The organism is Caulobacter sp. UC70_42 (assembly GCF_044056025.1).
In the GTDB taxonomy this organism is placed as follows: Bacteria; Pseudomonadota; Alphaproteobacteria; order Caulobacterales; family Caulobacteraceae; genus Caulobacter.
On the sequence record NZ_CP171994.1, the window covers coordinates 2,024,647 to 2,043,740 of the forward strand.

A 19,094-nucleotide genomic window follows, 5' to 3' on the forward strand; every position below is an offset into this window, starting at 1 on the left:
ACAGCGATTAGAGAAGCTTGGCCTCTGGGCAGGAAATCTCCATTTCAATTCCCATCATTTCGATAGGAATTCTAATCCCGCAAATGCGGCGCGTTCTCCCGGCGTCGACAATGGGGATAGACCAGTGATCAAGCGTCTTCTTATCGGAACCGCCGCTGGCGCCCTAGGCGCGGCTTTCACGGGCTCCGCCTGGGCCCAGGCCGGCGTTCAGGCATCCGGCGACGCCGCCGTGGAGCAGGTGATCGTCACCGCGCAGCGCCGCGAGCAATCGGCCCAGGACGTGGGCGTGGCCCTGTCCGTGATCTCCGGCGAGCAGATGGTTGCGCGCGGCGTGGCCACGGTGAACCAGTTGCAGTACGCCACGCCGAGCCTGGAGATCACGCCCCAGTTCGGTAGCGGCCAGCCCAGCTTCCGCCTGCGCGGCGTCGGCTTCGACGACTACGCCTCGAACAACTCCTCGACCGTCGGCGTCAGCGTCGACGAGGTGGCCTATCCGATCCAGGCCCAGACCCAGGGCCTGCTGTTCGACATCGCCCGCGTGGAAGTGCTGCGCGGGCCGCAGGGCACTCTGTACGGCCGCAACACGACCGGCGGCGCGATCAACTTCATCACCAACCGGCCGACCAACAGCCTGACCGCCGGGGTGACCGCCGAATACGACAACAACGACGCGTTCAAGGCCGAGGGTTACGTGTCCGGACCGCTCGGCGACACGCTCAGCGGTCGCCTGGCCTTCGTCACCGACCAGGGCGGCGCCTGGCAGAAGAACCGCGCCACCGGCCAGAAGCTGGGCGACAGGGACACCGGTTCGGTGCGCGGCCAACTGGCCTGGACGCCGAACGACAAGGCTGACGTCCTGCTCAGCGTCCATGCCGGTTATGACAAGTCCGAGCCGACCGGACTCTATCTGTTCAATCCGCTGGGCTACAACGCCACCCTGCCGACCATCCCTGCCGACGCCAGCCGCAAGAACACCGGCTGGGGCGGCTCGGCGGCCTTCGCGACACTGACTGGCATCGCGGCGAACGCCAAGCCATTCCATGACACCAAGAGCAGCGGCGTCTCCCTGCGCGCCCACGGCGAGACCGGGGGTGTCGACCTAGTGTCGATCACCGCTTACGAAAAGCTGCACCGCAAGGAATATAACGACTGGGACGCCTCGCCCTACGCCTATGCCGGGACCTATTTCGACACCGACGCCAAGGTGTTCTCACAGGAGCTGCGGGCCTCGTCGAAGACCGAAGGCCCGCTGCAATGGCTGGTCGGCGGCTACTATTCGCGCGAGACCATCGATGAGGCCTTCTATTCGGACTTCTACCAGTCGCTGCTGTTCGACACGCGCACGACCTACAGCCAGAAGGTCCGATCGGCCTCGCTGTTCGGCCAGCTGGAATACGCGCTCAGCGACAGGTTGAAACTGGTGGCCGGCCTGCGCGGCGAGGATGAAAAGCGCCAGCAGTTCGACTTCGTCACCGCCGGCGTCTTCGCTCCCGGCGCGCCCCCGACCAATTTCAGCCCGACCGACGACAAGTCGCTGAAGAACAAGTCGGTGACCGGCAAGTTGGCCCTGGAGTACAAGCCGGTCGACGGCGTGTTGCTCTATGCCAGCGTCAGCAAGGGCACGAAGTCGGGCGGCTTCACCTCTTACAACCGTGGCGACGCCGCGGCCGTCGACGGCTTCAAGCCCGAGACCCTGTGGGCCTACGAGACCGGGTTCAAGTCCAGCTTCGCGGCCAACACCGTCCAGCTGAACGGCTCGGTGTTCTATTACGACTACAAGGACCAGCAGGTTCAGTCGGCGATCTACGACATCAACAACGGCCCGATCGGGGCCATCGTCAACGCTCAGAAGTCGCACATCTACGGCGGTGAGCTGGAGCTGACCTGGCGCCCGGTCCCGGATCTCCGGATCGGCCAGTCGCTGGGCTACAAGACCGGCAAGTTCGACAAATACACGAACGATCTGGATATCCCGGCCAGCGTCGCGGCAGGCCACGCCGTTTATATCTCGCGCACCGGGGCCAAGGTCGGCTTCCCACCGCTCAGCTACGGCGGCGACGTGTCCTATACCTGGGCCGTCGGCGACTACGAGGTCGAGGCGCAGGGCAACTACGCCTTCCACGACAAGACCAAGCCGCTGCTGCTGGGGTCGCGCTACGATGTCGACTCCTACTGGCTGGCCAACGCCAGCGTGACCCTGTCGCCGGCCAGGGGACCGTGGGCGTTGACCGCCTTCGCGCGCAACATCTTCAACACCAGGTACGACCTGACGCGGAACTTCTTCCTGCCGCTGATCGACATCGCCGCGCCGGGTCGGCCGGCGACCTATGGCCTCCGCGCCCAGTATCGCTTCTAGTTCAGCACCCGCCCGCCCAGGAGCCTCGAACGATGTTGAAGACCCTGTTGCTGATCCTGGGCGGCCTCGTTGGCCTGGTCGTCCTCGTGGCCCTCGTCGGCTGGCTGCTGCTGCGCGGCCCCGACATCCCCTACGAGACGCTCGAGGCCAGATACGCGACCAAGGCCTCGCGCTACGCCGACCTGCCCGGCGGCGTGCGCCTGCACTACAAGGACGAAGGCAAGGCCGACGGGCCGCTGCTCGTTTTGGTTCACGGCTTCGGCGACTCGCATTTCTCGTGGGAGGGCTGGGTCGCCCGGCTCGGCGATCGCTACCGGATCATCACTGTGGACTTGCCGGGTCACGGCCTGACCCGCGCGCCGGACGGCTATGTCGCCTCGGCCGATGGCTTCGCCGATCTGGTCGACGCCCTGGCGGCCAAGGAGAACCTTCCCAAGTTCGCCATCGCCGGTAATTCGATGGGCGGCGGCGTGGCCTGGCAGGTGGCCGCGCGCCATCCGGACCGCGTCAACGGCCTGATCCTGGTCGACGCCGCCGGCTGGCCGGCCACGACGCTGAAGAAGCCGCCGCTGGCCTTCAAGTTGCTGAAGTATTCCTGGGGCCGCGCCTTCCTGCGCTCGATCGACAACAAACCGCTGATCCGCACGGGTCTGCGCGGTGAGGTCGGCGATCCGGCCGTGATCACCGACGCCTTCATCGATCGCTGGGCCGAGCTGCAGCGCGCCCCGGGTCACCGCGCCATCCTGATGTCGATCCAGCCCGGCAAGCACAGCCAGGCGACCAAGGAGGTGCTCTCGACCATCAAGGCTCCGACCCTTGTCCTGTGGGGCGAGGTCGATCCGCTGATCGAGGTCGCCGGCGCCCACAGGTTCGCGGAGGCCATCCCTGGAGCGAAGCTGATCGTCTATCCGAAGGTCGGCCATCTGCCGCAGGTCGAGATCCCGCAGCGCTCGGCCGACGATACGGCCGCCTTCCTCGCCGAGGCTGGCGTCCGCTAGAGTACCCTTATGCATAGCGACTATCTCGGCAATCCGGTGAGCCCGACGTCCGACACCGCCCTGGCGGCGATCGACACCTTCGTCGACGGCTTCCTCAGCTACGAGACCCGGGCGGCCGAGGTTATCGGCGCGGCCGAGGCGCATCCGGAGAGCGTGCTGCTGAACGCCTATGCCGCGACGCTGTGGCTGCTGCTCGAAGCGCCCGAGGCGGCCGAGCGCGCCGCGCCCTACCTGGCCCGCGCCCGGGCGGCGGTGGATGAGGCCCATCCGCGCGAACAGGCCTTCGTCGCGTTCGTCACGGCGTGGTCGGCCGACGATATCCCCGCCGCCCTGGCCATCGCCGACACGATCCTGGCGGCTTGGCCGCGCGACCTGCTGGCGCTGAAGCTCTCGCAGTATCACGCGTTCAATCGGGGTGACTTCCCGGCCATGCTGCGGGCGGCCAGCGCCGTCCTGCCCGCCGCCGGGGACGTGGCGCAGCTGCATGGCATGATGGCCTTCGCCTATGAGCAATGCCACCTGCTGGACGAGGCCGAAGCCGCCGCGCGGCGCGCGCTGGGCCTCCAGCGTAAGGAGCCCTGGGCACAGCACGCCCTGGCCCACGTGATGCTGACCCAAGGCCGCGTCGCCGAGGGCGTCGCGTTCCTGGAAGGCGTTCGCGACACCTGGACCGGCCTCAACTCGTTCATGGACACCCACCTGTGGTGGCACCTGGCCTTGTTCTATCTCAGCCAGGGCCGATTCGACGCGGCGCTGGCCGCTTATGACGACCACGTCTGGGGGCAGGAGAAGGACTATTCCCAGGACCAGGTCGGGGCGGTGTCGCTGCTGGCCCGGCTGGAGCTGGCTGGCGTCGACGTCGGCGACCGCTGGGACGACGTGGCCGATCGCCTGGCCGCGCGCGCCGACGATGTGGTCCAGCCGTTCCTGACCTTGCAGTACCTCTACGGCCTGGCCCGCGCCGGTCGGCCGCAGGCCGATGCCCTGCTGGCCGCCGTGCGCCGCGCGGCGCTGGACGCCCCCGACCATGTCCGCGAGACTTGGCGTGAGGTGGCCTTGCCCGTCGCCGAGGGGCTGGTCGCCCATACGCGGGGCGACTATCCGAGCGCCCTGCGTGGCCTGCGCGCCGCCCTGCCGCGCATGGCCGAGATCGGCGGCAGCCACGCCCAGCGCGATCTCTTCGAACAATTGATCCTCGACGCCCTGATCCGGGCCGACCGCCTGTCGGAAGCTCAGCAGGCGCTGGAGCTGCGGCGCGGCTTCGATCCCGACGGCGTCCCGCTGAACCGCGCCCTGGCCCAGGTCTATGACCGCCTGGGCCTGCCCGCCGAGGCCGCCAAGGCCCGGGCGCGCATCGCGTGAAGTTCCGCGCCGTTCTCGGTCTGGCGGCGGCCTGCCTGCTGGCCCTCGCGCCGGTGGCGCAGGCCACGCCCAAGGACACCCTGACGGTCGCGCTGCAGCTGGAGCCGCCCAACCTCGACCCCACATCCGGCGCGGCGGTGGCGACCGACGAGGTCGTCTACGGCACGGTGTTCGAGGGTCTGGTCCGCCTGGACGCCCAAGGGACGGTCAAGCCGTTGCTGGCGACTTGGTGGGAAGTCACGCCCGACGGCCTGAGCTACACCTTCCGCCTTCGAGAGGGCGTGCGGTTCCAGGACGGGACACCCTTCGACGCAACCATCGTCAAGTTCAGCCTGGAGCGCGCGCTCGGCCCGGCTTCGACCAATGTCCAGAAACAGGCGCTGAGCGTGATCCGTCAGGTCGAGGTCGTCGACCCGCGCACGGTGCGCCTGCGTCTCTCAAGCCCCGACAGCAACCTGCTCTACACCCTGGCCTGGGGCGACAGCGTGATGGTCTCGCCCAAGTCGGCAGGGAGTCTCGCCACCGCCCCGCTGGGCACCGGCCCGTTCAGGTTCGCCAGCTGGCGACGCGGCGACACGGTGACCCTGGTCCGCGACGAGGACTACTGGGGCCAGCCCGCCAAGCTGCGCCAGGTGAAGTTCAAGTTCATCGCCGATCCGGCGGCGGCCTATGCGGCGATCAAGACCCACGAGGTCGACGCCTTCCCCGACTATCCGGCCCCGGAAAACCTCGCCCAGCTGCGCGCCGATCCGGCCCTGAAGGTGGTCACCGCCTCCAGCGAGGGCGAGGTGATCCTGGCGATCAACAACCGCGCCGGCCCGCTGGCCGACCTGCGGGTGCGCCGCGCCCTGCAATACGCCCTGGACCGTCGGGCGATCATCGACGGGGCGATGTACGGCTACGGCACGCCGATCGGCAGCCACTTCCCGCCGCAGAACGCCGCTTACGTGGACCTCACGGGCCTCTACCCGCACGACGTCGCCAAGGCCAAGGTGCTGCTCGCCGAAGCAGGCTATCCCAACGGCCTCGACCTGACCCTGAAGCTGCCGCCGCCCAACTACGCCCGCCGTAGCGGCGAAATCGTCGCCGCCCAGCTGGCCCAGGCCGGTGTCCGCGTGAAGATCGAGAACATCGAGTGGGCCCAGTGGCTGGACCAGGTCTATGGCCGCCACGCCTTCGACCTGACCATCGTCAGCCATGCCGAGCCGATGGACTACGCCATCTATGACAAGGCCGACTACTATTTCGGCTATCATAGCGAAGCCTTCCACGGCCTGATGGAGGCCCTGAAGGGCGCGACGGACGAGGGCCAGCGGGCGGCGATCCTGGGCCAGATCCAGCGCCGGATCGCCGAGGACGCGGTCAATGGCTTCCTGTTCCAGTTCCCGCGTCTGGGCGTGTTCGACGCGCGACTGAAGGACTTCTGGGTCAATTCGCCGACCCAGACCATCGACCTGCGCGCGGCGTCGTTCGACGGCGCCGGCGGGGCGGAAGCCATCGCCAGCGGCAAGGCCGGTCCGGCTGGGGCGATCGTCGGCGCCGTGCTGGCGTTCGCCTTGGTCGGGGGCCTGATCCTGCTCGCTGTCCGTTTCGGCGCGGCCTATCTGGGCGGTCGGGCGGTGGTGATGGTCCTGACCCTGCTGGCCGCCAGCATCGTGGTCTTCGCCATCATCCAGGTCGCGCCGGGAGATCCGGCCGCGTACATGCTGGGCCTCAACGCCAGCCCCGAGGCGGTGGCCAACCTGCGCCAGCAGATGGGGCTGGAAGGTCCGGCCGCGCAGCGCTACTTCGACTGGCTGCTGGGCATGCTGCGTGGCGATCTGGGCGTCAGCTATACATACCAGACCCCGGTCGCCGCCCTGGTCGCCGAGCGGATCGGCGTCTCGCTGCCCCTGGCCATGCTGGCCCTGATCCTGTCGGTTGTGGTCGGCGCGCCGATCGGAGCCCTGGCCGCCGCCCGGCGGGGCAAGGCCGCCGACGCCCTGGTCATGGGCCTGACCCAGGTGGGCGTCGCCATCCCCAACTTCTGGTTCGCCGTGCTGCTGGTCATGGTGTTCTCAATCGGTCTGCGCTGGGTGTCGGCTGGCGGCTTTCCCGGCTGGGACGCGGGCCTGGTCCCGGCGCTGAAAGCCCTGGCCCTGCCGGCCATCGCCCTGGCCGCGCCGCAAGCCGCGATCATCGCCCGCGTCACCCGCTCGGCCCTGATCGACACCCTGGCCGAGGACTATATGCGCACCGCCCGCGCCAAGGGGCTGACGGCCAGCCAAGCCCTGTGGCGGCACGGCCTGCCCAACGCCCTCGTCCCCGTCCTGACCATCCTGGGCCTACAGTTCCCGTTCCTGCTGGCCGGCGGGGTGATCATCGAGAACGTGTTCTTCCTGCCGGGTCTGGGGCGTCTGGTCCTGCAGGCCATCACCCAGCGCGACCTGATCGTGGTTCAGGGCGTGGTCATGCTGCTGGTCTTCGCCGTGGTGACGACCAACTTCCTGGTCGACGTGGCCTATGTGCTGGTCGATCCGCGCCTGCGGAGGCGCGGATCATGAGCCGTTCTCGCCTTTCCGCCACGCTCATCGTCGGCGGCGTGATCAGCGTTCTGTTCGTCGTCGCCGCGCTGCTCTCGCTGGTCTGGACGCCCTACGACGTGACGGCCTTCGACATCGGTCACCGGCTGCAAGGCCCCTCCGCCGTCCATTGGCTTGGCCTGGATCACTTTGGCCGCGACGTGGCCTCGATGATCCTGCTGGGCGCGCGCAACGCGCTGTCCGTCTCGCTGGTGGCGGTATTGCTGGGGGCGGGCGTCGGCGCGCCGCTGGGCCTGCTGGCCGCCGCCCGTCGGGGCTGGGTCGACGAGCTGGTCATGCGCGCCTCGGACGTGGTCTTCGCCTTCCCCGCCCTGATCCTGGCGATCCTGATCACCGCCGTCCTGGGGCCCGGCGCGATCAACGCCGTGATCGCCATCGGCGTCTTCAACGTGCCCGTGTTCGCCCGGCTGACCCGAGGTTCGGCGCTGAGTCTGTGGACCCGCGACTACGTCCTGGCCGCCCGCGCGGCCGGCAAGGGCGCGACGCGGATCTCGCTGGAGCACATCGTTCCCGGGTTGCTCAGTGTGCTGATCGTTCAGGCGACCCTGCAGTTCTCGCTGGGCGTCATCGCCGAGGCGGGGCTTTCGTATGTCGGTCTCGGCGCCCAGCCGCCGGCTGCCAGCTGGGGCAAGATGCTGGCCGACGCCCAGACCCTGGTCGCGGTCGCGCCGCTGCAGGCGATCTTCCCCGGCCTGGCCATCGTCATCACCGTGTTGGGCCTGAACCTGCTGGGTGACGGCCTGCGTGACCGTCTCGATCCGCGCTTGGACGAGGACCGCTAGATGGCCCTGCTCGAGATCCAGGACCTGAAGCTGACGATCGGCGACGCGCCGATCCTGCGCGGCCTGTCGCTGAACCTGGAGGCCGGCCAGGTGCTGGGCGTTGTCGGCGAGTCCGGCTCGGGCAAGTCCATGACCGCCCTCTCGATCCTGGGCCTGCCGCCGCGCGGCGCGGCGATGGAGGGCGCGGTCCGGTTCGAGGGCCGTGACCTTGTCGGTCTGCCCGACGGCGAACTGTCACGCCTGCGCGGCGACCGTATCGGCATGGTGTTCCAGGAACCGATGACGGCCCTGAATCCGGTGATGACGATCGGCGCTCAGGTCGCCGAGGTCGCGCGCCTGCATCGCGGGGCCTCCCGCGCCGAGGCCAGGGCGGCGGCGCGCCGGACGCTGGATCGCGTGGGCCTGGCCGACATCCCCCTGACCCGCTATCCGCACGAGCTGTCGGGCGGCCAGCGTCAGCGGGTCGCGATCGCCATCGCCGTCGCGCTCTCGCCCCGCCTGCTGATCGCTGACGAGCCGACCACGGCGCTGGACGTCACCACCCAGGCCGAGATTCTCGAGCTGCTGCGCCATCTGGTGCGCGAGGATGGCGCGGCCCTGATCCTGATCAGCCACGATCTGGCCCTGGTGGCCGAGGCCGCCGACCATGTCGCGGTGATGAAGGATGGCCAGATCGTCGAGCAGGGCGACACCGGCGCCGTCTTCAAGGCCTTGGCGCACCCGTATACCCGCGCCCTGGCCGCCGACGCCGAGCGGATGCCGATCAGGACCCGGGCGCCGGACATCCAGGCCGCGCCGATCCTGGAGGCGCGCGGCGTGGTCCGCGACTATCCTGGCCGGCGCGGCTTCCTCCGCGCCGGCCGGCCCGTGCGTGCGCTGCAGGGCGTTTCCCTGGAGATCCGTCCGGGCGAGATCGTCGGCCTGGTCGGTGAGTCCGGCAGCGGCAAGTCGACCCTGCTGCGCGCTCTGCTGGCCCTGGACTCGATCCAGGGCGGCGAGGTGCTTCTGGCTGGCGCGCCGTTCACGCCGGCCTCGCCGCGCCGCCGGCGACGCGCCATCCAGCTGGTCTTCCAGGATCCCAGTGGCAGTCTCGATCCGCGCTGGACGGTCGAGCGGCTGGTGGCCGAGCCTCTGCACCTGCTGGAAGCGAAGCTCTCGCCCATGCAGCGCCGCGCCAAGGTCGAGGCCGTGCTGGCCAAGGTGGGTCTGCCGGCGCAGGCCGCCGACCGCTATCCGCACCAGTTCAGCGGCGGACAGCGCCAGCGCATCGCCATCGCCCGCGCTCTGATCGTCGAGCCCGAGGTCATCGCCCTGGACGAGGCGGTGTCGGCCCTCGACGTCACCGTCCGCGCAGAGGTGCTGGACCTGCTGGCCCGGCTCTCAGACGACCTGGGCGTGGCCTATCTGTTCGTGACCCACGACATGGGCGTGGCGCGCGGCCTGACCGACCGGGTGCTGGTCATGCGCGAGGGTCAGATCGTCGAGACCGGACCGACCGCCGAGGTGTTCGCGGCGCCTAAACATCCGTATACGGCGCAATTGATCGCCGCGACGCCGAATCTGGCCCGAGCGCTGGCCGCCCGCCGCTAGCCGCGCGCGGCGTGGACCCCTCGGGCGATGGCGCGGGCGACGCAATCCCCGGCCGCCGAGCCTAGTCGCGCCAGGCGATGCGCGCGCGCCTCCGTTCCGAGCGCCACCGCTCCCGAGGCGGCCGCGAACACCACGTCGCCGTCGAACGGCGTGTGGGCAGGGCGCACGGCGCGCGACAGGCCGTCCTGGGCCATCATCGCCAGGCGCTTGCACTCGCCGGCGGTCAGGTCGGCGTTCACCGCCACGACGGCCAGGGTGGTGTTCGCGCCTGACGTCAGGCGGCCCTGGCCCGCCAGTCGCGACTCGTCCGGCATGGGCTCGACCGCCCCGGCCGGTCCCGTGGGAACACGGCCGCCGAACTCGCCGTCGATCTCGAACGGCCAGGCCCAGAAGGTTTCGCCGTCGGGCATGAACACCGAGCCCACAGGGTTCACGGCGACCAGCGCCCCGACCGTCAGGCCGTCGCCCAGGTCCAGCGAGGCCGAGCCCAGGCCGCCTTGGACCAGTCCGGCCCGGGCGCCGCGTCCAGCCCCGACCGCGCCCAATACGAAGGCTTCGCCGGCCGCTTCAAAGGCCGCCTGGCCCAGACGCCGATAGGGCGGATCCAGCGCCCAGACCTTGTCGCCGCCATTGGCCAGGTCATAGAGCACCGCGCCGGCCACGATCGGGGTCCGGGGCGTGTCCGGTCGCACCAGGAACCCCTCGCCCGCTTGCGACAGGGCGGCGGTCACGGCGTCGGCGGCGGCCAGGCCGAAGACCGATCCGCCGCTGAAGGTCAGGGCGTGCAGCCTGGAGTAACCGTTCTCGGGCGACAGGGCCGCGGTCTCACGCACGCCCGGCCCGCCGCCGCGCACGTCGACGCCGGCTATCCAGCCCCCCGGGAAGCGCACGACGGTCACGCCGCTACGCGCCGCCTCGTCCGTGGCGTTGCCGACTGTCAGGCCGGGCACATCGGTGAGCAGATTGCGCGGACCGGGTCTAAGCAAGGCGATGTCCTTCCAAGGATTCGCCGGCACTCTAGCGAAGCCGCCCCCGCCGGGCCTAGTCTTCCCGCATGAGCGAGCTTCCTGATCTGACCGCCGTCGAACTCTCCCGGCTCTATGGTGACGGGAGCCTCTCACCGGTCGAGGTGACGACGGCGGTGCTGGCGCGGATCGAGGCCTGGGAGCCGGACCTGGCGGCCACCTGGGCTCTGGACGCGAAGGGCGCGCTGGCGGCGGCGCGCGCATCCGAGGCCCGCTGGCGGCGTGGAGAGGCGCTGGGGCCGCTGGACGGCGCACCCGTCACGATCAAGGAGCTGATCGCCACCCAGGGCGTACCCAAGCCGATTGGCTCGGCCGCGTCCGACCTGGTTCCAGAGCCTGTCGACGCCCCGCCCGCCGCCCGCCTGCGCGAAGCCGGCGCCGTGATCGTGGCCAAGACCACCAATCCCGACTTCGGCATGCTGTCGTCGGGCCTGTCGAGCTTCCACGCCCTGTCGCGCAATCCCTGGGACCTGGCCAAGACCCCCGGCGGGTCCAGCGCGGGCGCTGGAGCGGCGGCGGCGGCGGGCTACGGGCCGTTGCACCTCGGCACCGACATCGGCGGCTCCATTCGCCTGCCCGCCGGCTGGTGCGGAATCTTCGGCTTCAAGCCCAGCAACGGTCGGATCCCGATCGACCCGCCCTATATCGGCCGTTGCGCCGGCCCGATGACCCGCACGGTCGAGGACGCGGCCCTGGCCATGTGCGTGCTCAGCGCACCAGACTGGCGCGATCACATGAGCCTGCCGCCGGCGGACATCGCCTGGACCGATCTCGACATCGACCTGAAGGGCCTACGGATCGGCCTGATGCTGGACGCCGGCGTCGGCCTGCCGGTCGAGCCGGAAGTCGCCGAGGCGGTGACCGCCGCCGCCCGGACCTTCGAAGCCGCCGGCGCGATCGTCGAGCCGTTCGCGCCGTACCTGACCCGCGAAATGCTGGACGGCCTGGACCTCTTCTGGCGCACGCGGTCGCTGAGCGACCTGGACGCCCTGCCGCCGGAGCGGGCCGAGCGCTGCCTGCCCTACATCCTGGACTGGGCCCGGGCGGCGCGCGGGGCCGACGGGCTGTCGGTCTATCGCGGCTTCAACCAGATCCAGCGCATGCGCGAGGCGGGCGCCAAGGCCTTCCAGCCGTTCGACTTCCTGCTCTCGCCCACCGCGCCCATGCCGGCCTTCGACGCGCATCTGCCGTCGCCGACCAATGACCCGGCCCAGCCGTTCGAGCACATCGGCTTCACCGTCGCCTTCAACATGACCGAGCAGCCCGCGGCCTCGATCAACTGCGGCTACACCGCCCAGGGCCTGCCGATCGGGCTGCAGATCGTGGGGCGGCGCTTCGACGACCTGGGGGTCCTGCGCCTGTCGCGCGCCTATGAGCGACTGCGGCCGGCGCCGAGCCCCTGGCCGACTAGGCCGTTCAATGACAGCCGGCCTGGGTCGACGCCAAGCGCCTGAGCCCCGCCAGCACGCAGACCTCGCCGCCGAGGGCTGTGTTCCGCACCTGTCGCGCGCCCAGGGCGGTGGCGTATCGGTCGCTGAGGGCGCGGGCCCCGATCAGGATCACGCGCTTTGCCTCGAAGGCCGCGGCGCCTTCGGTGACCTCGGTTCCGATCGTCAGGCCCGACAGGAAGCCCCGCGCCCAGGCGCCGGTGCGGCCCTCGCGCAGCTGGGCGCTTCGGGCTTCGAACAGGGCGCTCAGCAGGTGGCCCGCGCGGGCGCGCTCCAGGCCATGGGCGAAGCCGGTCGCCTCGTGCTCGGCGTTCTCGACGGCGTCCGCGCCCAGCAACAGGCTGGAGCGGGTCGAGAGCAGGGCGAAAAGCTCGCCCGTCAGGAAGGTCTGGAAGCGCACGATGCGGCCGTCCCGCGCCTGGCACCACTTGCCGTGGGTTCCAGGCAGCACGAACACCTGCTCGCCCTCGGCGAGCTCGGGATACAGAGCCATGGCCCCGAACACCTGGGTCTCCTCGCCGCGCATCACGTCCGGCGCGCCGCTGGGGGCGATCCCGGCCACTCCCGGCGCGACCTCGACCAACAGGCCGTCCAGCGTCACGGTGGCGGTCTGGCGGGCCCAGTCCTCGACGCCGGCGGGACATTCGACATAGGGAGCCTCGACCACGCCGGTGCGCGAGCCGGCCATGCCGGCCAGCACGACGCGCGACAGGCCGCGCCGCGCGCGCCAACTGGCGACCGCGCCCAGCAGGGTCTCGGCGGGAGAGGCGCTGAGCCCGCCGATGCCCGGGCCCTCCACGGACTCGAGCTGGGTGTCGCCGTCGTACAGGCCCAGGCGGAGACGGCTGGTGCCCCAGTCACCGAAGGCGATGAGGTCAGCCATCAGCGCTGGCCTTCCAGGCGGCGACGAAGGCGTCCGCGGCGATGCGGACCTCGGCCGCCGTCTTCCCGGGCTTGTAGAGCGCCGAGCCCAGGCCGAAGCCGTTGGCGCCGGCCGCGCGCCAGGTCGCGACATTACCGGGCTCGACTCCGCCGACCGGAAAGACCGGAGTCGTCTTCGGCAGCACCGCCTTCATCGCCTTCAGCATGGCCGGACCCGCGGCCTCGGCCGGGAACAGCTTCAGGGCGTCGGCCCCGGCGGCGATGGCCGTGAAGGCCTCGCTGGGCGTGTAGAAGGCCGGGAACGAGATCAGGCCGGCGGCCTTGGCCTCGCCAATCACGGCGACGTCTGTGTTCGGCGAGATGATGATCTGGCCGCCGGCCCCCGCGACATCGCGCACGGCCTGGGCGGTCAGCACGGTGCCGGCGCCGACAATGGCGCGGTCGCCGAGCGCCCCACGCAGGCGACGGATGCTGTCCAGTGGCGAGGGCGAGTTCAGCGGCACTTCCAGGCAGAGAAAGCCGGCGGCGACCAGGGCCTCACCGACCTCGACCGACTCGTCGGGCGCCAGGCCGCGCAGGATCGCCACCAGGGGAAGGGTCGTCAGGACTTTGGTCCACGCGGTCATGCGCTCTGCCTCCAAAACTGGCCGGGGCGTCAGGCCGCGCGCCCCGGCATGCGGCGGTTCAGCCGAACGTGAGAGCATAGGCCTGGGCGCCGGCGTCCAGGAACCTTATCTCGAAGGTTCGGTCGTCGATCGCGCCCTTCTGCCGGACCAATTGATAGAGTCGCTGGCCGGTAATCACGCCGTTGCCGGCCGCGTCGGTGTCCATGCCGTGGTCGGCGCCCGGCGGCTTGCCGTCGAGGGTCACCTGGAAGCGGACCCTGGCGCCGTTCGCCGCCGGACCTAGCACCAGGTGCAGGTCGCGGGCGTGGAAGCGATAGGCGATCTTGCCGCCGGCCACGTTCAGGCCCGCCTGCTCGGCGCCGATCGTCCAGTCGCCGGCCAGACCCCAGGCGTTGAGCTTCAACGGCTCGGCCAGGGCGTAGACGTGGCGCGCATCATGCATCGCCCCGCCGGCCGAGGCGAAGTTTTCTGCGCGGCCATAGCCGACATAGGTCTCCGGCGAGCCGACGTCTTTGCCATTCGAGGGCGCCTGGGCGCCGGTGGCCTTGACCGCCACCAGGCCGCCTTCGACCCCGGCGCGGCCGGCCTCGGCCAGCAGCTGCTGGATCACCCGCTCGGACTGGTCGTAGTCGCCTTCGCCGAAGTGGTGGTGGCGCACCCGGCCCTGGGCGTCGATGAAGTAGTGGGCCGGCCAGTACTGGTTTCCGAACGCGCGCCAGATCGCGTAGTTGTTGTCGACCGCCACGGGGTAGCCGATCTTCAGGTCGGCGACGGCCTTGCGGACGTTCTTGACGTCCTTCTCGAAGGCGAACTCCGGCGCGTGGACGCCGATCACCACCAGGCCCTGGTCCTTGTACTTCTCGGCCCAGGCCCGGACATAAGGGATCGAGCGCAGGCAGTTGATGCAGGAGTAGGTCCAGAAGTCGACGATCACGACCTTGCCCTTCAGCTGGGCTTTGGTCAGGGGCGGTGAGTTCAGCCAGGTCACCGCGCCGTCCAGCGGCGGGGCTGCGCCTTCGACCGGCAGGGCCTCGCCCTGGCCGGGCTTGGCGCGCATCATCATCGCGCCGCCGGGCGCGCCGGACATCATGGCGGGATTGGCGGCCATCATGGCGGGACTGCCGCTCATCGCGTCACCGCTGGCGGGCAGCAGGACCGACTCCCGCTGAGGGTGCAGCCTGTTGACCAGGCCCTGCTCCAGCGCGGCTGTGCTGGTCTGCGAGACGCGGGTCAGGAAGCCGGTGTCGACACCCAGCGCGATGGCCGCCACGGCGACCAGGATCACCGCCCCGGCGCCGCGCCGGATCCATTCGCTGGCGCCCAGCGAGCGCTTCATCACCGCATAGACCTTGCCGCCGACCAGCAGGGCCAGGCCCAGCGAAGTCGCCGCACCGGCCGCGAAGGCGACCAGCAGCAGGGTCGTCTGGGCGTTGGCGCCCTGCAGGGCCGCGCCGGTCAGGATCAGGCCCAGCACGGGACCCGCGCACGGCGCCCACAGCAGGCCGGTGGCGACGCCGAGCAGGGCCGAGGCCAGGACGGTCGAGCCGCCGGCGGCCTCTTGCGCGTCGGCGCGCTGGGACAGCCGTCCGCCCAGGGCGACCAGCGGCCGGGTCAGGCGGTCGGCCAGGCTCGGGATCAGCAGGGTGAGGCCGAAGAAGGCCATCAGGGCCAGGGCCGCCCAGCGGCCGTACTGATTGACGCGCACCGCCCAGCCGCCGCCCACCGCCGCCAGGGTGGCGATGAGGGCGAAGGTCACGGCCATGCCGGCCAGCATCGGCAGGCCGCTACGGACGAAGGGCTTGTCGGCCCGCGCGAACACGAACGGCAGGATCGGCAGGATGCACGGGCTGACGATGGTCAGCACGCCGCCCAGATAGGCCAGCAGGAACAGGATCATGGGAACGCGGACCTCTAGGCGGCGCGGAAGGTCAGGGCGACGCCGTTCATGCAGTAGCGCAGGCCGGTGGGCTTGGGGCCGTCATTGAACACATGGCCCAGGTGGCCGCCGCAGCGCCGGCAGTGAACTTCCGTGCCCCACATGATGCTGCCGCCCGCGCTCTTGGCCGTGGCGTTGGGCAGGGGCTGCCAGAAGCTGGGCCAGCCTGTGCCGCTGTCGAACTTGGTGGTCGACGAGAACAGCGGCAGGTCGCAGCCGCGGCAGCTGTACGTGCCCTTCCTGTAGTTCTTGTCGAGCGGGCTGGTCCCGGCGCGCTCCGTGCGGGCGTGGCGCAGCACCTCGTAGGCGTCCGGCGGCAGCATGCGCTTCCATTCGGCGTCGCTGCGGGTGACCTCGAACGTCTCGGCCCGCGCGCCGAAGCCGGCCAGGCCCAGGGCCGCTCCAAAGGCCGAGAGGCCGCCCGCGGCCAGAAGGTTTCGTCGCGTCGTCATCGCAAATCTCCGTTTCGCCGCCCGCGATCAGATACGTCGCGGCGAGCCGAAAGGTTACGCGCCGCTCGCTGATTTCGCCGGGCCTGGTTTCAGCGAGGCGCAGGACGGAGCGGAACGCGGTCGATCAGCCCGACTTTCCATAGACCTTGACCAGATAGGCCTGGGCCTGCTTGGCCTCGTCGTCGCTCAGCTCGGCGCCGTTCGCGCGCATCCGCTGGATGACGCTGGTCCATTCCGGGGCGGTGTGGCGCGCTTCGGTGACCATATCCAGGTCGTGGCATGACTGGCAGGTCTTGGTGACGACGGCCTTGCCGGGATCGGGGGGCAGGTTGACCGGGGCGTCGGCGGGCGCCGAGGCGCCGGCGGTGGTCAGCCCACACGCGAGGGCGACCCCGATCATGAGCGCGTCTTTCAGAGGCTTTCCGAGCATGTTCCCTGAGGGGCCCTCCAGTGTCGGCCTGCGCGGGGCGGGCGTCAGGTCCGACCCGCGCCTCCCTCCAGATTGGTCAGGCCACAATAGGCAAATCGTGGCCCAGATCCACGGCGATTCAAGGGTGACCCGATATGCGCCGCGCGTCGCTCCGCAGCCACCATTCGGCGATCAGCAGGTTGGGAACCCAGCACAGGAAGGATATCGCACGATACCAGGGCAGGAAGGGCAGGTCGAGAATCTGAACCGTTGGCAGGTAGAGCCGCAGGGTGACGGCCGCGAGCGTCAGGGCCCAGGAGCGGATCATCCAGCGGCGGTGGTCGACAAAGCGCCTGTCCAGCGCGGCGCGCCAGCCCAGCAGGTTCACGGCGATCCAGATCACGGCCAGGCCGCCGAAACCGGCGGTGGCGATCGGGCCGGCGAAGGATCCTGGCGCCAGGATCAGGCCCGCTACGCCGCCGACAAGGCAGCCCAGCACATAGACCCGGCCGATCCACCGATGAGCGCCGCTTTTGCGAAGTCCGGGCAGGAACTGCAGCGAGCCTAGCAACAGGGCGATGACCGCGCCGGCGACATGCACGACCAGCCATGGCAGGCCCAGTGCATTGCCCAGGGCTTCCTTTATCGTCGTGGGGGGATGCAGCAGGTAGCGCGCGGCATAGGCGACAATGCCCAGGCTCAGGAGAGCGCCCAGGCCCCACAGGGCGCGGGCGGGCCAGCGGGGTGTCTTGGTCAGGGTCGTGGTGTTCACGGTCGGTCCTTCGGCGGTGGTCGCCGAACCTCGTTGCGGCCCAAGCGACGTCTCGCTAGGCCTTGTTTCGCGAACGGCGCCAGGCTTGCGCGAATGGGACGGCATGAACGAGGAGGCGACGATTCCGGTGGGCGGTGCCGCCGCGCGGCGGTGGGCGGTCGATGTCGCGACAATGGCCGTGATCGGCCTGCTGATGGGCTTCCTCGGCCCGTTCGCGTCCGAACGCGCGCCGATCGTGGGACGCTATGTCTATTGGCTGATCTGCATGGTCGGCGGCGGGTTGATCGGCGTCGTGCTGGACGAGAGGCTGGACCGTCGCGTGCCTGAAACGTGGCGACGCGTGGCGGTGGTCTCGGTGTTGATGACGCCGCTGGTGTCGTTGCATGTGCTGGCGACCGAGCACCTGGTCATGGGCGGTCCGTTCGGCTGGGCGGGCTATGGACGGCTGCTCTGGCAGGTGTGGCCGATCTCGCTGGCGGTGATGGTCGTGCGGGCCCTGGTCTGGCGCCGCCTGCCGGCTCGGGTCGAGACGCGCACCGTCGTCGCCCCGCCGCTGCCCGAGGCCGAGGCGGCCTTCCGCCGCCGGCTGTCGGCCAAACGGCGCGGCGCGCGGCTGATCGCCGTCGAGGCCCACGACCACTATCTGAAGGTTCACACCGACGCCGGCGAGGACCTGATCACCCTGCGTTTCGCCGACGCCTTGAGCGAACTGGAACGTGCGCACGGCTGGCGCGTCCACCGCTCCTGGTGGGTGGCGGCCGAGGCGGTCGAGGCGGTTCGCTGGCGGCGCGGCGCAGGCGTGGTTCGCCTGGCGGGCGGCCTGGAGGCGCCGGTCAGCCGGACCTATGCGCCGGTTCTGAAGGGCGCTGGCTGGTTCTAACCCCGGCGGACGGCGGCGTGATCGGCCATCGGACGCGGACCGTCGGGGAATGCAGCGTCGTCCAGCTCAAGTCATCGAACTAAAGTTTTTACGCAACAGCGGGTCTGTCAAGCTTCCAAAGCAATTGTCGGCCGGCCCCGCGCTCTGTAAGCAAGCCCCTTGCTGGTCGCCGTGAGGCGTTTTGGAAGGTCGCGAATGCCGAGTCCCTTGATGGCGGCGCTAAAGGATGTGGGAGACGGCGTCCGTCTCGCGCCCCTGTGGTGGCGGCTCGGCCTGGACCAGACGGCCTCGCGCTTCCAGCGGTCGATCCTGGGGCCGTTCTGGATGGCCTGCAACCTGCTGGTCGTCGCCTTCGCCCTAGCCTTCCTGGTCAGCGCCCTGATGGGCGTGGACATGTCGAAGAGCTATCCGCAGGTGGTGGCCGGTCTGCTGGCCTGGTCGCTGGTCGGGACGACCATCGCCGAGGCCCAGGCGATCTTCCTCTACAACGCTGGCCTGATGCAGAGCCAACGCCTGCCACTGACCTTCTACGTCTTCCTGCACGCCCAGAAGGCGGCGACGAACTTCCTGTTCCAGGCGATCGCGTTCTGGGCGGTTATGCTGATCATCGGCCGGTTCGCCGTGCCGCACTGGACGCTGATCCCGGCCGTCGCCCTGATGCTGGTCATCGTCTGCCTGCAGGGCTTCATCATCGCCGTGCCGTCGACTCGCTTCCGCGACGTGGCCTACATGATGAGCTACGTCGTCCAACTGCTGTTCTACGTGACGCCGGTGTTCTGGATGACCGCCAATGTCAGCGCCAAGCACCGTTGGGTGGTGGAGCTGAACCCGCTGGCCCATCAGGTCGAGCTGCTTCGCGCGCCGCTGACCGGTCATGCCCCCGCCGCCATCGACTGGTATTGGACGCTGGGAACCACCGGCGTTCTGTTCGTGATCGCCTTCGCGCTGCTGGCCTTGTTCCGCAAGCGCGTGGTCTTCTGGCTGTAGGAGACGG

General features: G+C 70.0%; 16 protein-coding genes. 9 read left to right on the top strand and 7 right to left on the bottom strand.

Going from position 1 to position 19,094, the window contains the following annotated elements; translation table 11 throughout:
- Positions 1–124: 124 nt before the first annotated feature.
- From ACHMW8_RS10185 to ACHMW8_RS10210, 6 genes are read left to right on the top strand one after another with little or no spacing between them, the layout of a single operon-like run.
- On the top strand, positions 125–2,356 hold the full coding sequence (locus ACHMW8_RS10185; RefSeq protein WP_395445468.1) for a TonB-dependent receptor: 2,232 nt from the start codon (positions 125–127) through the stop codon (positions 2,354–2,356).
- Between the two features lie 32 nt (positions 2,357–2,388).
- The gene (locus tag ACHMW8_RS10190; protein WP_395445469.1) at positions 2,389–3,354 is read left to right on the top strand and encodes an alpha/beta fold hydrolase; all 966 of its coding nucleotides are present in this window, start codon (positions 2,389–2,391) and stop codon (positions 3,352–3,354) included.
- Positions 3,355–3,363: 9 nt separating this feature from the next.
- Positions 3,364–4,716 (top strand): tetratricopeptide repeat protein, encoded by a 1,353-nt coding sequence (locus ACHMW8_RS10195; protein WP_395445470.1) that lies wholly within the window; start codon positions 3,364–3,366, stop codon positions 4,714–4,716.
- On the top strand, positions 4,713–7,259 hold the full coding sequence (locus ACHMW8_RS10200) for an ABC transporter substrate-binding protein (RefSeq protein WP_395445471.1): 2,547 nt from the start codon (positions 4,713–4,715) through the stop codon (positions 7,257–7,259). The genes ACHMW8_RS10195 and ACHMW8_RS10200 overlap by 4 nt, the downstream gene beginning before the upstream one ends.
- On the top strand, positions 7,256–8,080 hold the full coding sequence (locus ACHMW8_RS10205; RefSeq protein ID WP_395445472.1) for an ABC transporter permease: 825 nt from the start codon (positions 7,256–7,258) through the stop codon (positions 8,078–8,080). Before ACHMW8_RS10200 ends, ACHMW8_RS10205 begins: the two co-directional genes overlap by 4 nt.
- Entirely contained in the window at positions 8,081–9,670 is a 1,590-nt protein-coding gene (locus ACHMW8_RS10210; RefSeq protein WP_395445473.1) for a dipeptide ABC transporter ATP-binding protein, read from the top strand.
- Here ACHMW8_RS10210 and ACHMW8_RS10215 read toward each other — a convergent pair.
- Positions 9,667–10,656: a P1 family peptidase gene (locus tag ACHMW8_RS10215; protein ID WP_395445474.1), complete on the bottom strand. Its 990-nt coding sequence runs from the start codon at positions 10,654–10,656 to the stop codon at positions 9,667–9,669. The genes ACHMW8_RS10210 and ACHMW8_RS10215 overlap by 4 nt on opposite strands.
- Positions 10,657–10,724: 68 nt before the next feature.
- Between ACHMW8_RS10215 and ACHMW8_RS10220 the strand changes: the two genes are divergently transcribed.
- Positions 10,725–12,149 carry an amidase gene (locus ACHMW8_RS10220; protein ID WP_395445475.1) on the top strand — a complete coding sequence of 475 codons (1,425 nt, stop codon included), beginning with the start codon at positions 10,725–10,727 and terminating at the stop codon, positions 12,147–12,149.
- Here the strand turns inward: ACHMW8_RS10220 and ACHMW8_RS10225 are convergent.
- The 6 genes from ACHMW8_RS10225 to ACHMW8_RS10250 all read right to left on the bottom strand — a co-directional run bounded on the left by ACHMW8_RS10225 (position 12,112) and on the right by ACHMW8_RS10250 (position 17,220).
- Positions 12,112–13,026 (bottom strand): 2-dehydro-3-deoxygalactonokinase, encoded by a 915-nt coding sequence (locus ACHMW8_RS10225; RefSeq protein ID WP_395445476.1) that lies wholly within the window; start codon positions 13,024–13,026, stop codon positions 12,112–12,114. The two genes, ACHMW8_RS10220 and ACHMW8_RS10225, sit on opposite strands and share 38 nt — an antisense overlap.
- A complete protein-coding gene (locus ACHMW8_RS10230; RefSeq protein WP_395445477.1) occupies positions 13,019–13,651 on the bottom strand; it encodes a 2-dehydro-3-deoxy-6-phosphogalactonate aldolase in 633 nt (210 codons plus the stop codon). The genes ACHMW8_RS10225 and ACHMW8_RS10230 overlap by 8 nt, the downstream gene beginning before the upstream one ends.
- Positions 13,652–13,709: 58 nt before the next feature.
- Entirely contained in the window at positions 13,710–15,548 is a 1,839-nt protein-coding gene (locus ACHMW8_RS10235; RefSeq protein WP_395445478.1) for a cytochrome c biogenesis protein DipZ, read from the bottom strand.
- 14 nt (positions 15,549–15,562) lie between these two features.
- The gene (gene msrB, locus ACHMW8_RS10240) at positions 15,563–16,039 is read right to left on the bottom strand and encodes a peptide-methionine (R)-S-oxide reductase MsrB (protein WP_395445479.1); all 477 of its coding nucleotides are present in this window, start codon (positions 16,037–16,039) and stop codon (positions 15,563–15,565) included.
- 124 nt (positions 16,040–16,163) lie between these two features.
- Entirely contained in the window at positions 16,164–16,439 is a 276-nt protein-coding gene (locus ACHMW8_RS10245; RefSeq protein WP_125156874.1) for a cytochrome c, read from the bottom strand.
- 148 nt (positions 16,440–16,587) lie between these two features.
- Positions 16,588–17,220, bottom strand: a complete 633-nt coding sequence (locus ACHMW8_RS10250) for a DUF2306 domain-containing protein (protein WP_395445480.1) — start codon at positions 17,218–17,220, stop codon at positions 16,588–16,590.
- Between the two features lie 85 nt (positions 17,221–17,305).
- Between ACHMW8_RS10250 and ACHMW8_RS10255 the strand changes: the two genes are divergently transcribed.
- Together ACHMW8_RS10255 and ACHMW8_RS10260 are read left to right on the top strand one after the other, a co-directional pair.
- On the top strand, positions 17,306–18,100 hold the full coding sequence (locus ACHMW8_RS10255) for a LytTR family DNA-binding domain-containing protein (RefSeq protein WP_395445481.1): 795 nt from the start codon (positions 17,306–17,308) through the stop codon (positions 18,098–18,100).
- Positions 18,101–18,295: 195 nt separating this feature from the next.
- The gene (locus ACHMW8_RS10260) at positions 18,296–19,087 is read left to right on the top strand and encodes an ABC transporter permease (protein ID WP_125156872.1); all 792 of its coding nucleotides are present in this window, start codon (positions 18,296–18,298) and stop codon (positions 19,085–19,087) included.
- Positions 19,088–19,094 lie beyond the last annotated feature (7 nt).

What these genes read in the sequence shown, in the direction of transcription:
- ACHMW8_RS10190 (WP_395445469.1), top strand. Translation starts at nt 2,389, where the DNA reads ATGTTGAAGACCCTGTTGCTGATCCTGGGCGGCCTCGTTGGCCTGGTC.
- ACHMW8_RS10195 (WP_395445470.1), top strand. Translation starts at nt 3,364, where the DNA reads ATGCATAGCGACTATCTCGGCAATCCGGTGAGCCCGACGTCCGACACC.
- ACHMW8_RS10205 (WP_395445472.1), top strand. Translation starts at nt 7,256, where the DNA reads ATGAGCCGTTCTCGCCTTTCCGCCACGCTCATCGTCGGCGGCGTGATC.
- ACHMW8_RS10210 (WP_395445473.1), top strand. Translation starts at nt 8,081, where the DNA reads ATGGCCCTGCTCGAGATCCAGGACCTGAAGCTGACGATCGGCGACGCG.
- ACHMW8_RS10220 (WP_395445475.1), top strand. Translation starts at nt 10,725, where the DNA reads ATGAGCGAGCTTCCTGATCTGACCGCCGTCGAACTCTCCCGGCTCTAT.
- ACHMW8_RS10225 (WP_395445476.1), bottom strand. Translation starts at nt 13,026, where the DNA reads ATGGCTGACCTCATCGCCTTCGGTGACTGGGGCACCAGCCGTCTCCGC.
- ACHMW8_RS10230 (WP_395445477.1), bottom strand. Translation starts at nt 13,651, where the DNA reads ATGACCGCGTGGACCAAAGTCCTGACGACCCTTCCCCTGGTGGCGATC.
- ACHMW8_RS10235 (WP_395445478.1), bottom strand. Translation starts at nt 15,548, where the DNA reads ATGATCCTGTTCCTGCTGGCCTATCTGGGCGGCGTGCTGACCATCGTC.
- msrB (WP_395445479.1), bottom strand. Translation starts at nt 16,039, where the DNA reads ATGACGACGCGACGAAACCTTCTGGCCGCGGGCGGCCTCTCGGCCTTT.
- ACHMW8_RS10245 (WP_125156874.1), bottom strand. Translation starts at nt 16,439, where the DNA reads ATGATCGGGGTCGCCCTCGCGTGTGGGCTGACCACCGCCGGCGCCTCG.
- ACHMW8_RS10260 (WP_125156872.1), top strand. Translation starts at nt 18,296, where the DNA reads ATGCCGAGTCCCTTGATGGCGGCGCTAAAGGATGTGGGAGACGGCGTC.